The following is a 14,524-nucleotide window of genomic DNA, read 5'->3' as shown; positions in this document are numbered from 1 at the left end:
CCCCCCCCCCCCCCCCCCCCCCCCCCCCCCCCCCCCCCCCGGCCCCCCCCCTGGCCCCAGCAAAAAGAAACCCGCGCCGAAGCGCGGGTTTCTTCTTCACAACCAGGCGGCGGTGGATCACCCGCGCAGCTGTTCCAGGGCGGCGTTCAGGGTCGCGCTGGGGCGCATGGCCTGGCTGGCCTTGGCCACGTCCGGACGGTAGTAGCCACCGATATCCACGGCCTTGCCCTGCACCGCGATCAGCTCGTCAACGATCTTCTGTTCGTTGTCGCTCAGCGCCTTGGCCAGCGGTGCGAAGCGCGCCTTCAGTGCGGCATCGTCGTTCTGCGCAGCCAGCGCCTGCGCCCAGTACAGGGCGATGTAGAAGTGGCTGCCACGGTTGTCGATGCCACCCAGCTTGCGCGACGGCGACTTGTCGTTGTCCAGGAACTGGCCGTTGGCTTCGTCCAGCGCCTTGGCCAGCACACGGGCGGCGGCGTTGTCGTAGCGGTTGCCCAGGTGTTCCAGCGACGCGGCCAGGGCCAGGAATTCACCCAGCGAATCCCAGCGCAGGTAATCCTCTTCCACGAACTGCTGCACGTGCTTGGGGGCCGAACCACCGGCGCCGGTCTCGAACAGACCACCACCGGCCATCAGCGGCACGATCGACAGCATCTTGGCGCTGGTGCCCAGTTCCATGATCGGGAACAGGTCGGTCAGGTAATCGCGCAGCACGTTGCCGGTCACCGAAATGGTGTCCTCGCCCCTGCGGATGCGATCCAGCGAGAACGCGGTCGCTTCCACCGGCGGCAGGATGCGGATGTCCAGGCCGTTGGTGTCGTGGTCCTTCAGGTACTGCTCGACCTTGGCGATGACCTGCGCGTCGTGGGCGCGGGCGGCATCGAGCCAGAACACGGCCGGGGTGCTGCTCAGGCGGGCGCGTTCGACGGCCAGCTTCACCCAGTCCTGGATCGGCGCGTCCTTGGTCTGGCACATGCGCCAGATGTCACCGGCTTCCACGGCGTGTTCGAAGACCACGTTGCCGGCATCGTCGGTGACCTTGACCACGCCGTCGGCGGCGATCTGGAAGGTCTTGTCGTGCGAGCCGTATTCTTCGGCCTTCTGCGCCATCAGGCCGACGTTCGGCACCGAACCCATGGTGGCCGGGTTGAACGCACCGTGGGCCTTGCAGTCGTCGATGACGGCCTGGTAAACGCCGGCGTAGCAGCGATCGGGGATGATGGCCTTGGTGTCCTGCAGCTTGCCTTCGGCATTCCACATCTTGCCCGAGTCGCGGATCATCGCCGGCATCGAGGCGTCGACGATCACGTCGCTGGGCACGTGCAGGTTGGTGATGCCCTTGTCCGAGTTGACCATGGCCACGCCCGGGCGCTGTGCGTATTCGGCAGCCAGGTCGGCTTCGATCGCGGCGCGGGTGGCTTCCGGCAGCGACGGCAGGCGCGCGGCCAGGTCGCCAATGCCGTTGTTGGCATCGAAACCGGCCTGCTTCAGCACGTCGGCGTGCTTGGCCAGCACGTCCTTGTAGAACTCGTTGACCACCACGCCGAACATGATCGGGTCGGAGACCTTCATCATGGTGGCCTTCAGGTGCAGCGAGAACAGCACGCCCTGCGCCTTGGCATCTTCAATCTGCGCGGCGATGAAGCTGGCCAGCGCCTTGCGGCTCATCACCGCGGCATCGACGATCTCGCCGGCCTTGACCGCGGTCTTTTCCTTCAGCACGACGGCGCTGCCGTCCTTGCCGTGGAAGGTGATCTTCAGCGCACCGGCGTTGGCCAGCGTGGCCGACTTTTCGCTGCCGTAGAAATCACCGGCGGCCATGTGCGAAACGTGCGACTTCGAATCCGACGCCCAGGCGCCCATCCGGTGCGGGTGCTTGCGGGCGTAGTTCTTCACCGACAGCGGCGCGCGGCGGTCGGAGTTGCCTTCGCGCAGCACCGGGTTCACCGCGCTGCCCTTGACCTTGTCGTAGCGCGCCTTGTAGTCGCGCTGCTGGTCGTCGGCCGGGGTTTCCGGGTAATCCGGCAGCGGATAGCCCTGGTCCTGCAGTTCCTTGATGGCCGCCTTCAGCTGCGGCACCGAGGCGGAGATGTTCGGCAGCTTGATGATGTTGGCGTCCGGGGTGGTCGCCAGCTGGCCCAGCTCGGCCAGGTCGTCGCTGACCTTCTGCGCATCGGACAGCAGTTCCGGGAACTGCGAGAGGATGCGGCCGGACAGCGAGATGTCACGGGTTTCCACCACGATGCCAGCGGTGGCGGTGTAGGCGTCGATGATCGGCAGCAGCGACTGGGTCGCCAGGAACGGTGCTTCGTCGGTCAGCGTATAGAGGATCTTGGACATGGGGGACTTGGACTCTGTAGCAGTTCTCAGGGGAAGGCCGGCGCCAGCGCCGGGCCACGTGCAACCGTGTCACTTTCCCTCGTCGCCGTCAGGGTGGGCGCGCGGCGGGGAAACCCCTGCATTGTCGCGTTTTCAGCCGCGCGGGGCAAAGCCATGCCATACGCCAAGGTACTGCGCTGCGGCAACGCAGTGATCCATTGCCGTGGTATCGGTTGCAACCATCGCCGCGCATCCACGCGTGGCGTGGATCTACCCCCTGCACGGCGGCCGTTCGGGTAGATCCACGCCATGCGTGAATGCGGCCCAGCGTGCAACCGCCTAATAAAAAAGACGCAGCCTCGCGGCTGCGTCCATCGTGAGTCCAACCGGGAGAGAGTCGGCAGGACTTACTTGACCTCGAACTCCTGCGGCGTTCCGGCCGCCTTACCATCAACCATGACTTCGGCGCGGTACTTGCCGGCCGGCCAGCCATTGGCATTCTTGAACGTGATGTTGGTGGTCTCGGCGCCGCTGGTGTTCAGCGTGGCGCTCTGTTCACCGGCCACCTGGCCGTCCTGGAAAGTCAGCTTGGCGCCGACGTTGACGTTGCTGGCCGCGCCATCGGTCTTCACCGAAACGACCACATCGTCCTTCGGCGCGAACAGGGCGGCCGTGGCAACGGACTTGTCGGCAGCCGCGCTCTTGCCCACGGTGACCGAGGACACGGCCACGGCGCTTGCGGCGGCCATCGGCGGCGGCGCGCCGGTCATCGGCGCCGGTGCCGGCTCGGCCGGGGCAGTGGCTGCCGGGGCGGCATTGGTATCGGTGGATTCTTCCTTCTTCTTGCAGCCCACCAGGGCGACACTGCCCAGCAGGGCGGCCAGCAGGGCGTTCTGAAGCGGCGTGGTCTTGATCATTCGTGGTTTCTCCCAGGCATGTTCGGATAGCGATCGTGGGCCGGTTGCGGGTCCGGCTTACTTCGGCGGCAGCTTCAGGGTCTGGCCCGGGAAGATCTTGTCCGGGTCGTCAAGCACATCGCGGTTGGCCTCGAAGATCTTCTTCCAGGCATTGGCATCGCCCAGATGCTGCTTGGCGATCTTCGACAGCGAATCTCCCTTCTGCACGGTATAGGTGCCGCCACTGACAACTTCAGCGGTACTGTCCACCGATGCGCTCACGCCGGAAAAGTCCGCCTTGGGAACCTGCTGGGCGGTACTGTCGACGCTGGCGCTTACGCCGGAGAAATCGGCCTTCTTCTCGGTACTCATCCACACACTCCCGTCTGCATGACTACGTGGTATGCACGGTGCCATGGCGGTTGTTAAATGGGGATGGTGCAGATGTGAAGCCGCCCCCCGGGGCGGCTGAACAATCGCGGTGGCCGATGGCCGATGGCCGCTGCGCTCGCCGGACGTGGACCGGCGCTACCCGTACACGCCGGCCATCCCCTGCGGTGGTAGCGCCGGGCCATGCCCGGCGGCGCTTATTGGCGCAGTTCGCGGTAGGTCGCAGCGGGGGCTGCGATGCCGGGACTGGCACGCCAGGGATTGATGTCCAGGCCACCGCGGCGGGTGTAGCGCGCTTCCACTTCCAGCCACTGCGGCTGGCAGCGTGCGGACACCTCGCTGAAGATGCGTTCGACGCACTGCTCGTGGAACTCGGCGTGCTCGCGGTAGCTGACCAGATAGCGCAGCAGGCCGGCCCGATCGATCTTCGGGCCGCGGTAGCGCAGGCTGACCGTGGCCCAATCCGGCTGGCCGGTCACCGGACAGTTGGATTTCAGCAAGGCCGACACCAGGGTCTCTTCCACCACGCTGGCCGCATCGGCGGCCAGATAATCGGCCTGCGGCGGGCCATAGCAGTCGATCTCCACCTCCAGCCCGTCGATGGACTCACCCAGCGGCGCTTCGCGCAGTTGCGGCAGGCCGAACGCCACCTGCACCGGGGCACCGGCACAGGCCGACAGATCGGCAACCAGGCGCTCGCGCAGGGCTTCGGCACTGTCGATACGGGTGCTGTTGAGGGAGTTCAGGTACAGCTTGAACGATTTCGATTCGATCAGCCGCGGCGAGGTGCACGGCACCTGCACGGTGGCCACGGCCACCTGCGGCTTGCCACGCGGGTCGAGCCAGCTCAGTTCGAAGGCGTGCCAGCGGTCATGGCCGACGAACGGCAGCGCGGCATCATCCAGGCCGATTTCCGAACGGGCGCCGATGCGCGGGATGGGAAACAGCAGGCCGGGATCGTACTGCGACGGGTAACTGACCTCGCGACCGAGGCTGGAGTCCTGGGGGGTGTTCATGGTGCGCATTGTATCGCGCGGGGGTGGGCCTTCGGCCGGGTCGGCCAACGGCGGAGCCCCTCCGTGGTGGGAGTGTTGGTTGGTCGCCGAAGGCGGTCTATCGGCTTGGCCGGGGGGGGGGGGGGGGGGGGGGGGGGGGCCCGAAACCCCCCCCCGCCCCCCCCCCCCCGGGCCCCTGACAGTTTCCTGCGCGCGGCCGCCACCACGGGAAAGATCAGGAAAATCAAATTCAAAAGCCGATCCATCAGACGTTCATGACGTCTGCCGTGTCGACCAAGGTCGACACCTACCAGAGCAAAAATGGGGTCAGAGCCCATTGCCAAGCAACGGGATCCGACCCCGTGCCGTTCCGACAGCCGCGGGAAACTGTCGAAGGCGGGGTGGGTCCGGTGGCAGGGGTATCCGCGCCATGGATGGCGCGGCTAAGCCCCCATGGACGGGTTTACGGCGTCCCCTGCCACCGGACCCACCCCGCCATCCCACGGAAAGCCAGCTTTTGAAGTTGACGTTGCCGTGGCTTGAAGCGGGTGCAGGGCTGCAAGCCCTGCCGGTAAACCTTTACCCCGCCGGGGTAGCAGCACCGTTCAGATAATCCAGGCTGACCTGCATCAACGCCCGGAACCCGACATCCAGCGCCTTCTCATCCAGCAGGAACTTCGGCGAATGGTTCGCCGGCGCGGTCGCCGGGTCGATGCCCACGCTGGTGGAACCGACGAAGAAGAACATGCCCGGCACTTCCTTCGCGTACAGCGAGAAATCCTCCGCACCCATCTGCAGCGGCGGCTCGTACACGTTGTCCTTGCCCACCACGGCCTGCAGGCTCGGCAGCATCTTCGCGGTCAGCGCCGGGTCGTTCACCGTGGCCGGGTTGCCCTCGGCCTCGTAGATCTCGGTCACCGCCTTGGCCCCGTGCGCCGCAGCCGTGTGCTCGGCCACGTTGCGCAGATCAGCGAAGATCTGCTGGCGCATGCCCTCATCGAAGGTGCGGATGGTACCCACCATCTCCACTTCGTCGGGAATGATGTTGTAGCGGATACCGCCGTTGATCGCCCCGAAGGTCAGCACCGCCGGCTGCTTGGACAGATTGGTGCGGCGGCTGACGATGGTCTGCGCGGTGCCCACCAGATCGGCAGTGGCCACGATCGGGTCCACCCCGTTCCACGGTGCCGAACCATGCGTCTGGCGGCCGATCACCTTGATCCCGAAGCGATCGGACGCCGCCATCAGCGGGCCACCACGCACCGCGATCTGCCCGGCCTGCACGCTGGAGAACACGTGCAGACCAAACACTGCTTCGGGCTTGAAGTCGGCGAACAGGCCTTCCTTCAGCATCAGCGCGGCACCGCCCTCTTCCGGCGGCGGCGCACCCTCTTCGGACGGCTGGAAGATCAGCATCACCTGGCCCGGCAGGTCCTTCTTCATCGCCACCAAGGCCTCGGCCACGCCCAGCAGGGTGGCGGTGTGCGCGTCATGGCCACAGGCGTGCATCACCCCCACCGTTTGCCCGCGGTACTGCGCCGTGGCCTTGGAGGCAAACGGCAGGCCGGTCTGTTCGGTCACCGGCAACGCGTCCATGTCCGCGCGCAGGGCGATCTTCGGGCCCGGCTTGCCGCCTTCGATGATCGCCACCACGCCGTGGTGGGCAATCCCGGTCTTCGGCTTCAGGCCCATCGCGCGCAGGCGCTTGGCCACCTCGGCCGACGTGCGTGCTTCGCGGTTGGACAGCTCCGGGTGCTGGTGGAAATCGCGGCGCCATTCCACCACCTGCGCCTGCAGGCGCTGCGCGGCAGCGGTCACCTCCGGGCGCTCGGCCACGTCGGCATGGGCAAGGGCCGGCACAGCCAGCAGCAGGGCGGACAGCAGCAGGGAACGGCGCATCACGGGCTCCACGGAAGGGGTCTGCACCTGAATGTAGGGCAAGGCTGCCGCGACGGGAACCTCTTTCGCCGCGCCGGGTCTGAGCGCCCGTCCCATCCGTCATGCAGGAAATGGCATGGGTCACAGGTATGCTTTGCGCATTGCCAACCGGGGCGCTGCCCCGTCCAGCCTTCTTGGAGTCCTTGAATGTCACGTGTTTGGAAGATCGTGCTGCTGGTCGTGGCAGTGCTGGTGCTGGCAGTGGTCGGCGTGCGGGTACTGGGCGGCGGCAAGGACAAGGCGGCAGGCCCGGGCGCCGCGGCGCGCCAGGGCGGCGAAGATCCCGATGCCGGCCCGGTGCCGGTCACCGTGGTCGATGCCACCCGCCAGGATGTGCCGGTGTATGCCAGCGCGCTGGGTACGGTCACGGCCATGAACACCGTCACGGTCAGCCCGCAGGTGGGCGGCCAGCTGATGAGCCTCAACTTCCGCGAAGGCCAGGAAGTGAAGCAGGGCGACCTGCTGGCGCAGATCGACCCGCGCAGCGCGCAGGCCAGCTATGACCAGGCCGTGGCCGCCAAGCGCCAGAACGAGGCGCTGCTGGCCACCGCCCGTTCCAACTACCAGCGCTCCAACGCGCCGGAATATCGCCAGTTCGTCGCCAAGACCGATCTGGATACACAACGAAACCAGGTGTCACAGTACGAAAGCGCCGTGGCCGCCAACGAGGCCAGCGCGCGCGCCGCGCAGGTGCAGCTGCAGTACACCCGCATCACCGCGCCGATCTCCGGCATTGCCGGCATCCGTGCAGTGGACGCTGGCAACGTGGTCAATGCCGGAACCGCGCTGGTCACCCTCACCCAGATCCACCCCATCCACGTGCTGTTCAACCTGCCCGAACGCCAGCTGGGCGACGTGCGCCAGGCGCAGGCGGCCGGCAAGGTGCCGGTGGCGGCGCTGGACCGCGCCGATTCGCACGTGCTGTCCGGTGACGGTTCGCTGGACGTGGTGGACAACCTGATCAGCGCCGACAGCGGCACCTTCAAGGCCCGCGCGATCTTCGAAAACACCGACAACGGCCTGTGGCCGGGCCAGTTCGTCAACGTGCGCATGCAGCTGCGCACCATTGCCGGTGGCGTGGTCATTCCCACCCAGGCCGTACTGCGCGGGCCCGATGGCGAGTACGTCTATCTGGTGCAGGGCGACAACACGGTGAAGATGCAGACCGTGCGCAGTGGCGTGGAAGTGGGCGACAGCCACGTGCAGATCACCGAAGGCCTGAAGGGCGGCGAGCGGGTGGTCAGTGAAGGCCAGTTCCGCCTGAAGCCGGGCAGCAAGGTGACGGCGCTGAAGCCGGGCGAAACCCCCGCTGCGCCCACCGAGGCCGAACTGAAGGCCGCCGAACAGAAGAGTGGCGGCGGTGGCCGCCGTGGTGGTGGCCCGCGCTGAGCGCAGGCCACCCTTTCCTTCCGCGCCGGCCTTGATGCCGGCGCAGCCATTGAAGCACCAGCAAGGATCCGTCCGTGGGCTTTTCGACGATCTTCATCCGCCGTCCCATCGCTACCTCGCTGTTGATGGCGGGTCTGTTGCTGCTGGGCATTCTGGGTTACCGCAAGCTGCCGGTGTCGGCGCTGCCGGAAATCGATGCGCCCAGCCTGGTGGTCACCACCCAGTACCCCGGTGCCAACGCCACCACCATGGCCTCGCTGGTCACCACCCCGCTGGAACGCCAGTTCGGGCAGATTTCCGGGCTGGAACTGATGACCTCCGATTCGTCGGCCGGGTTGTCCACGATCATCCTGCAGTTCTCGATGGACCGCGATATCGACATCGCCGCGCAGGACGTGCAGGCGGCGATCCGCCAGGCCACCCTGCCCTCGTCGCTGCCCTACCAGCCGGTCTACAACCGGGTGAACCCGGCCGACGCGGCCATCGTCACCCTGAAGCTGACCTCTGACACGCGGCCGCTGCGCGAGGTCAACAACTACGCCGATTCGATCCTGGCCCAGCGCCTGTCGCAGGTGCAGGGCGTGGGCTTGGTGTCGATTGCCGGCAACGTGCGCCCGGCCGTGCGCATCCAGGTCAATCCGGCGCAGCTGTCGAACATGGGCCTGACCATGGAAGAGCTGCGCAGCGCGCTCACCCAGGCCAACGTCAACGCGCCCAAGGGCTCGTTGAACGGCAAGACCCAGTCCTACAGCATCGGCACCAACGACCAGCTGGCCAGTGCCGCCGAGTACCGCGACACCATCATCAGCTACAAGAACGGCCGCCCGGTGCGGCTGTCCGACGTGGCCCAGGTGGTGGACGGCGTGGAAAACGACCAGCTGGCCGCGTGGGCCGATGGCAAGCCGGCGGTGCTGCTGGAAGTGCGCCGCCAGCCGGGCGCCAACATCGTGCAGACCGTCGAACGCATCCGCGCCATCCTGCCGCAGCTGCAGGGCGTGCTGCCGGCCGACGTGCACCTGGAAGTCTTCAACGACCGCACCGAAACCATCCGTGCGTCGGTGCATGAGGTGCAGTTCACCCTGATCCTCACCATCGGCCTGGTGGTGGCGGTCATCTTCGTGTTCCTGCGCCGGCTGTGGGCCACCATCATTCCCTCGGTGGCGGTACCGCTGTCGCTGGCCGGCACGTTCGCGGTGATGGCCTTCACCGGCATGTCTCTGGACAACCTTTCGCTGATGGCGCTGGTGGTGGCCACCGGCTTCGTGGTGGACGATGCGATCGTGATGATCGAGAACATCGTGCGCTACATCGAACAGGGCAAGAGTGGCCGCGAAGCGGCCGAGATCGGCGCGCGCCAGATCGGCTTCACCGTGCTGTCGCTCACCGTCTCGCTGGTGGCCGTGTTCCTGCCGCTGCTGCTGATGCCCGGCGTCACCGGCCGCCTGTTCCACGAGTTCGCCTGGGTGCTCAGCATCGCCGTGGTGCTGTCGATGCTGATTTCGCTGACGCTCACCCCGATGATGTGCGCCTACCTGCTCAAGCCCGACGCGCTGCCCGAGGGCGAAGACGCGCATGAGCGCGCAGCGGCCGCCGGCAAGCAGAACCTGTGGACGCGCACCGTGGGCCTGTACGAACGCAGCCTGGACTGGGTGCTGGACCACCAGCGCGCCACCCTGGTCGTGGCCGCCGCCGCGCTGGTGCTGACCGTGCTGCTGTACGTACTGATTCCCAAGGGCCTGCTGCCCGAACAGGACACCGGCCTGATCACCGGCGTGGTGCAGGCCGACCAGAACATCGCCTTCCCGCAGATGGAGCAGCGCACCAAGCAGGTGGCCGAAGCCCTGCGCCAGGACCCGGACGTAACCGGCGTGTCGGCCTTCATCGGTGCTGGCAGCATGAACCCCACGCTCAACCAGGGCCAGCTGTCGATCGTGCTGAAGGAGCGCGGCCAGCGCGATGGCCTGGACGAAATCCTGCCGCGCCTGCAGAAAGCCGTGGCCGGCATTCCCGGCGTGGCGCTGTACCTGAAGCCGGTGCAGGACGTGACCCTGGACACGCGCGTGGCCGCCACCGAGTACCAGTACTCGCTGTCCGACGTTGATTCGGCCACCGTGGCCACCCAGGCCACGCGCCTGACCGAGGCGCTGCGCCAGCGCCCGGAACTGGCGGACGTGGACAACAACCTGTCCAACCAGGGCCGTGCGCTGGAACTGAACATCGACCGCGACAAGGCCAGCGTGCTGGGCGTGCCGATGCAGACCATCGATGACACGCTCTACGATGCCTTCGGCCAGCGCCAGATCTCCACCATCTTCACCGAACTCAACCAGTACCGCGTGGTGCTGGAAGTGGCCCCGGAATTCCGTACCAGCACCGCGCTGATGGAACAGTTGGCCGTGGCATCCAACGGTGCCGGCGCGCTGACCGGCACCAACGCCACCAGTTTCGGCCAGGTCACCTCGTCCAACTCGTCCACCGCCACCGGCATCGGCGCGCAGAACACGGGCATTACCGTGGGCGCGGGCAACATCATCCCGCTGTCGGCGCTGGCCGAAGGCAAGGTGACCAGCGCGCCGCTGGTGGTCAGCCACCAGCAGCAGCTGCCGGCGGTGACCGTCTCGTTCAACGTGGCGCCGGGCTACTCGCTGTCCGATGCGGTCAAGGCCATCGAAGAGACCAAGGCCAGCCTGGACATGCCGGCCCACCTGCATGCCGAGTTCATCGGCAAGGCCGCCGAGTTCACCGGCAGCCAGACCGACGTGGTGTGGCTGCTGCTGGCGTCGCTGGTGGTGATCTACATCGTGCTGGGCGTGCTGTACGAAAGCTACATCCACCCCATCACCATCATTTCCACCCTGCCGCCGGCCGGCGTGGGCGCGCTGCTGGCGCTGATGGTGTGCGGCCTGAGCCTGTCGGTGGATGGCATCGTCGGCATCGTGCTGCTGATCGGCATCGTGAAGAAGAACGGCATCATGATGGTGGACTTCGCCATCGAAGCCCGCCGTGCCGGCGCCAACGCCCACGAAGCGATCCGCCGCGCCTGCCTGCTGCGCTTCCGCCCGATCATGATGACCACCGCCGCGGCCATGCTGGGCGCATTGCCGCTGGCGCTGGGCACCGGCATCGGCTCGGAACTGCGCCGTCCGCTGGGCATCGCCATCGTCGGCGGCCTGCTGCTGTCGCAGCTGGTCACGCTGTACACCACGCCGGTGATCTACCTGTACATGGAACGGTTCTCGGAATGGCTGGCACGCCGCCGCGAGCAGCGCGCGTTGCGCGACGGTTCGCTGCAGGAGCCGCAGGCATGATCCCGGCCCCGCACCTGCGGGGGGCCACGCGATGAACCTATCCGGCCCCTTCATCCGCCGCCCGATCGGCACCGCGCTGCTGGCCATCGGCCTGTTCATCGTCGGCATGATCTGCTACCTGAAGCTGGGCGTGTCGGCGCTGCCGAACATCCAGATTCCGGTCATCTTCGTGCACGCCAGCCAGTCCGGTGCCGATGCGGCCACCATGGCGTCCACAGTCACCGCGCCGCTGGAACGCCACCTGGGCCAGCTGCCCGGCATCGACCGCATGCGCTCTTCCAGTTCGGAAGGCAGCTCGCTGGTTTTCATGATCTTCCAGACTGACCGCGATATCGATTCGGCGGCGCTGGACGTGCAGACCGCGATCAACTCGGCGCAGGCCGACCTGCCCTCGGGCATGGGCTCGCCGATGTATCAGAAGGCGAACCCGAACGACGATCCTGTGATTGCCATCGCGCTGACCTCGCAGACGCAGTCAGCCGACGAGCTGTACAACGTGGCCGATTCGCTGCTGGCCCAGCGCATCCGCCAGATCGGCGGCGTGGCCTCGGTGGATATCGCCGGTGCCTCCACGCCGGCCGTGCGCGTGGACGTGAACCTGCGCCTGATGAACGCGTTGGGCCTGACCGCCGACGACCTGCGCAACGCGGTGCGCGCGGCCAACGTCACCTCGCCCACCGGCTTCCTCAGCGACGGCAACACCACCACCGCGATCATCGCCAACGATTCGGTCGCGCGCGCGGCCGACTTCGCCAACCTGGTGGTGAAGACCCAGGGCGATGGCCGGGTGATCCGCCTGAAGGACATCGCCAACGTCTACGACGGCCAGCAGGATGCCTACCAGGCCGCGTGGTTCGACCACAAACCCGCCGTGGTGATGTACGTGTTCACCCGCGCCGGTGCCAACATCGTGGAAACCGTGGACCGGGTGAAGGCGCAGATTCCCGCGCTGCGCGATTACCTGCAGCCCGGCACCACCATGACCCCGTACTTCGACCGTACGCCGACCATCCGCTCGTCGCTGCATGAAGTACAGATCACGTTGCTGATCAGCCTGGCCATGGTGGTGCTGACCATGGCGCTGTTCCTGCGCCGCCTGGCCCCTACCTTGATCGCCGCGGTCACCGTGCCGCTGTCGCTAGCCGGTGCCGCGCTGGTGATGTACGCGCTGGGCTTCACCCTGAACAACCTGAGTCTGCTGGCGCTGGTGATCGCGATCGGCTTCGTGGTGGACGATGCGATCGTGGTGATCGAGAACATCATGCGCCACCTGGACGAAGGCATGCCGCGCCTGCAGGCGGCCTTCACCGGTGCGCGCGAGATCGGCTTCACCATCGTCTCGATCACTGCCTCGCTGGTGGCGGTGTTCATTCCGCTGCTGTTTGCCAGCGGCATGATGGGTGCGTTCTTCCGCGAGTTCACCGTGACCCTGGTGGCGGCCATCGTGGTGTCGATGATCGTCTCGCTGACGCTCACCCCGGCACTGTGCAGCCGCTTCCTGAGCGCGCATGACCACAACGCCGCGCCGTCGCGCTTCGGCCGGTGGCTCGATGCCGGGCACGAGCGCATGCTGCGCATCTACACCGTGTTCCTGGACTTTTCGCTGCGCCATGCGCTGCTGCTCTCGCTCACCCCGCTCATCCTGATCGGCGTCACCATCTTCCTGTTCGGTGCGGTGAAAAAGGGCGCGTTCCCGCCGCAGGACACCGGCCTGATCTGGGGCCGCGCCAATTCCAGCGCCACCGTGTCCTTCGAAGACATGGTCAGCCGCCAGCGCCGCATCACCGACATGCTGATGGCCGACCCGGCGGTGAAAACCGTGGGCGTGCGCCTAGGCAGTGGCCGCCAGGGCTCCAGCGCGCAGTTCAACGTGGAACTGAAATCGCGCAAGGAAGGGCGCCGCGAGACCACCGCCCACGCGCTGGCCCGCCTGAGTGCCAAGGCCGACCGCTACCCCGACCTGCAGCTGCGCCTGCGCGCGATCCAGGATCTGCCCAGCAATGATGGCGGCGGCAACAGCCAGGGTGCGCAGTACCGCATTTCCCTGCAGGGCAATGACCTGGCCGCACTGCAGGAATGGCTGCCCAAGCTGCAGGCCGAGCTGAAGAAGAACCCCAAGCTGCGTGACGTGGGCACCGACGTGGACAACGCAGGCCTGCGCCAGAACATCGAAATCGATCGCGCCAAGGCCGCGCGCCTGGGTGTCTCGGTCGGTGCCATCGACGGTGCGCTGTACGGTGCATTCGGCCAGCGGCAGATTTCCACCATCTATTCGGACATCAACCAGTACAGCGTGGTGGTGAACGCCCTGCCCTCGCAGACCGCCACCCCGGCGGCGCTGGACGAGGTGTACGTGAAGGCCAGCAATGGGCAGATGGTGCCGATCACCGCGGTGGCCAGCCAGGTGCCCGGCCTGGCGCCTTCGCAGATCACTCATGAAAACCAGTACACCACGATGGACCTGAGCTACAACCTGGCTCCCGGGGTGAGCATGGGCGAGGCGAAGGCGATCATCGATGCCACCGTGGCCGGCATGCGCATGCCCGGCGACATCCGCCTGGCCGACGACGCCGGCTTCGGTTTCAACTCCGACCCCAGCGACATGCTGATCCTGGTGTTCGCGGCCATCCTGACCGTGTACCTGGTGCTGGGCATGCTGTACGAGAGCCTGATCCACCCGGTCACGATCCTGTCCACCCTGCCGGCGGCGGGCGTGGGCGCGCTGCTGGCGCTGTTCGGCACCAACACCGAACTGTCGGTGATCTCGATGATCGCGCTGGTGCTGCTGATCGGCATCGTGAAGAAGAACGCGATCATGATGATCGACTTCGCCCTGGTGGCGCAGCGCGAGCACGGCCTGGCCCCGCGCGAGGCCGCACGCGAGGCCAGCATCGTGCGCTTCCGCCCCATCATGATGACCACGATGGTGGCGATCCTGGCGGCGGTGCCGCTGGCGATCGGCCTGGGCGAAGGCTCCGAGCTGCGGCGCCCGCTGGGCATCGCGATGATCGGCGGCCTGCTGTTCTCGCAGAGCCTGACCCTGCTGAGCACGCCGGCGCTGTACGTGATCTTCTCGTGCCTGGCCGATCGCTGGCGGGCACGCCGCGCGCGCAAGCGCGAAGCGAAGCTGCTCAAGCGCGCGGCCCGCGCGTGAAGGATCCGCCGGGCATGGCCCGGCGCTACCGGGTGGGGGGGGGGGGGGGGGGGGGGGCCCCCCCCGGGGGGGGGGGGGGGGGGCCCCCGCTTCTGTAGAGTCGAGCTTGCTCGACTGCTGTTGGAACAGTCGAGC

At 67.0% G+C, this 14,524-nt stretch carries 8 protein-coding genes; 3 read left to right on the top strand and 5 right to left on the bottom strand.

What is annotated here, in order from left to right; all coding sequences use genetic code 11:
- Positions 1–117: 117 nt before the first annotated feature.
- From IAE58_RS17410 to IAE58_RS17390, 5 genes are all read right to left on the bottom strand, one after another.
- Positions 118–2,340 (bottom strand): NADP-dependent isocitrate dehydrogenase, encoded by a 2,223-nt coding sequence (locus IAE58_RS17410; protein ID WP_199934768.1) that lies wholly within the window; start codon positions 2,338–2,340, stop codon positions 118–120.
- A gap of 386 nt (positions 2,341–2,726) precedes the next feature.
- Entirely contained in the window at positions 2,727–3,236 is a 510-nt protein-coding gene (locus tag IAE58_RS17405; protein WP_108751065.1) for a hypothetical protein, read from the bottom strand.
- 57 nt (positions 3,237–3,293) lie between these two features.
- Positions 3,294–3,587, bottom strand: a complete 294-nt coding sequence (locus IAE58_RS17400; RefSeq protein ID WP_108751066.1) for a LysM peptidoglycan-binding domain-containing protein — start codon at positions 3,585–3,587, stop codon at positions 3,294–3,296.
- A gap of 215 nt (positions 3,588–3,802) precedes the next feature.
- Entirely contained in the window at positions 3,803–4,621 is an 819-nt protein-coding gene (gene queF / locus IAE58_RS17395; protein WP_199934767.1) for an NADPH-dependent 7-cyano-7-deazaguanine reductase QueF, read from the bottom strand.
- A 558-nt stretch (positions 4,622–5,179) separates the two neighbouring features.
- Complete coding sequence (locus tag IAE58_RS17390; RefSeq protein ID WP_199934632.1) at positions 5,180–6,499, bottom strand: M20 family metallopeptidase; 1,320 nt, start codon at positions 6,497–6,499, stop codon at positions 5,180–5,182.
- 186 nt (positions 6,500–6,685) lie between these two features.
- On the opposite strand from IAE58_RS17390, the gene IAE58_RS17385 reads away from it, so the two are divergent.
- The 3 genes from IAE58_RS17385 (at position 6,686) to IAE58_RS17375 (ending at position 14,389) form a co-directional block, all read left to right on the top strand.
- A complete protein-coding gene (locus IAE58_RS17385) occupies positions 6,686–7,927 on the top strand; it encodes an efflux RND transporter periplasmic adaptor subunit (protein WP_199934631.1) in 1,242 nt (413 codons plus the stop codon).
- A 74-nt stretch (positions 7,928–8,001) separates the two neighbouring features.
- Positions 8,002–11,235 carry an efflux RND transporter permease subunit gene (locus tag IAE58_RS17380; protein WP_108754373.1) on the top strand — a complete coding sequence of 1,078 codons (3,234 nt, stop codon included), beginning with the start codon at positions 8,002–8,004 and terminating at the stop codon, positions 11,233–11,235.
- 31 nt (positions 11,236–11,266) lie between these two features.
- The gene (locus IAE58_RS17375) at positions 11,267–14,389 is read left to right on the top strand and encodes an efflux RND transporter permease subunit (protein ID WP_199934630.1); all 3,123 of its coding nucleotides are present in this window, start codon (positions 11,267–11,269) and stop codon (positions 14,387–14,389) included.
- Positions 14,390–14,524 lie beyond the last annotated feature (135 nt).

Origin of the sequence: Stenotrophomonas sp. S49, from assembly GCF_016624905.1 — a bacterium.
In the GTDB taxonomy this organism is placed as follows: Bacteria; Pseudomonadota; Gammaproteobacteria; order Xanthomonadales; family Xanthomonadaceae; genus Stenotrophomonas.
The sequence above is the reverse complement of the archived record's forward strand: the minus strand, read 5'-3'. Positions and strand labels throughout refer to the sequence as shown.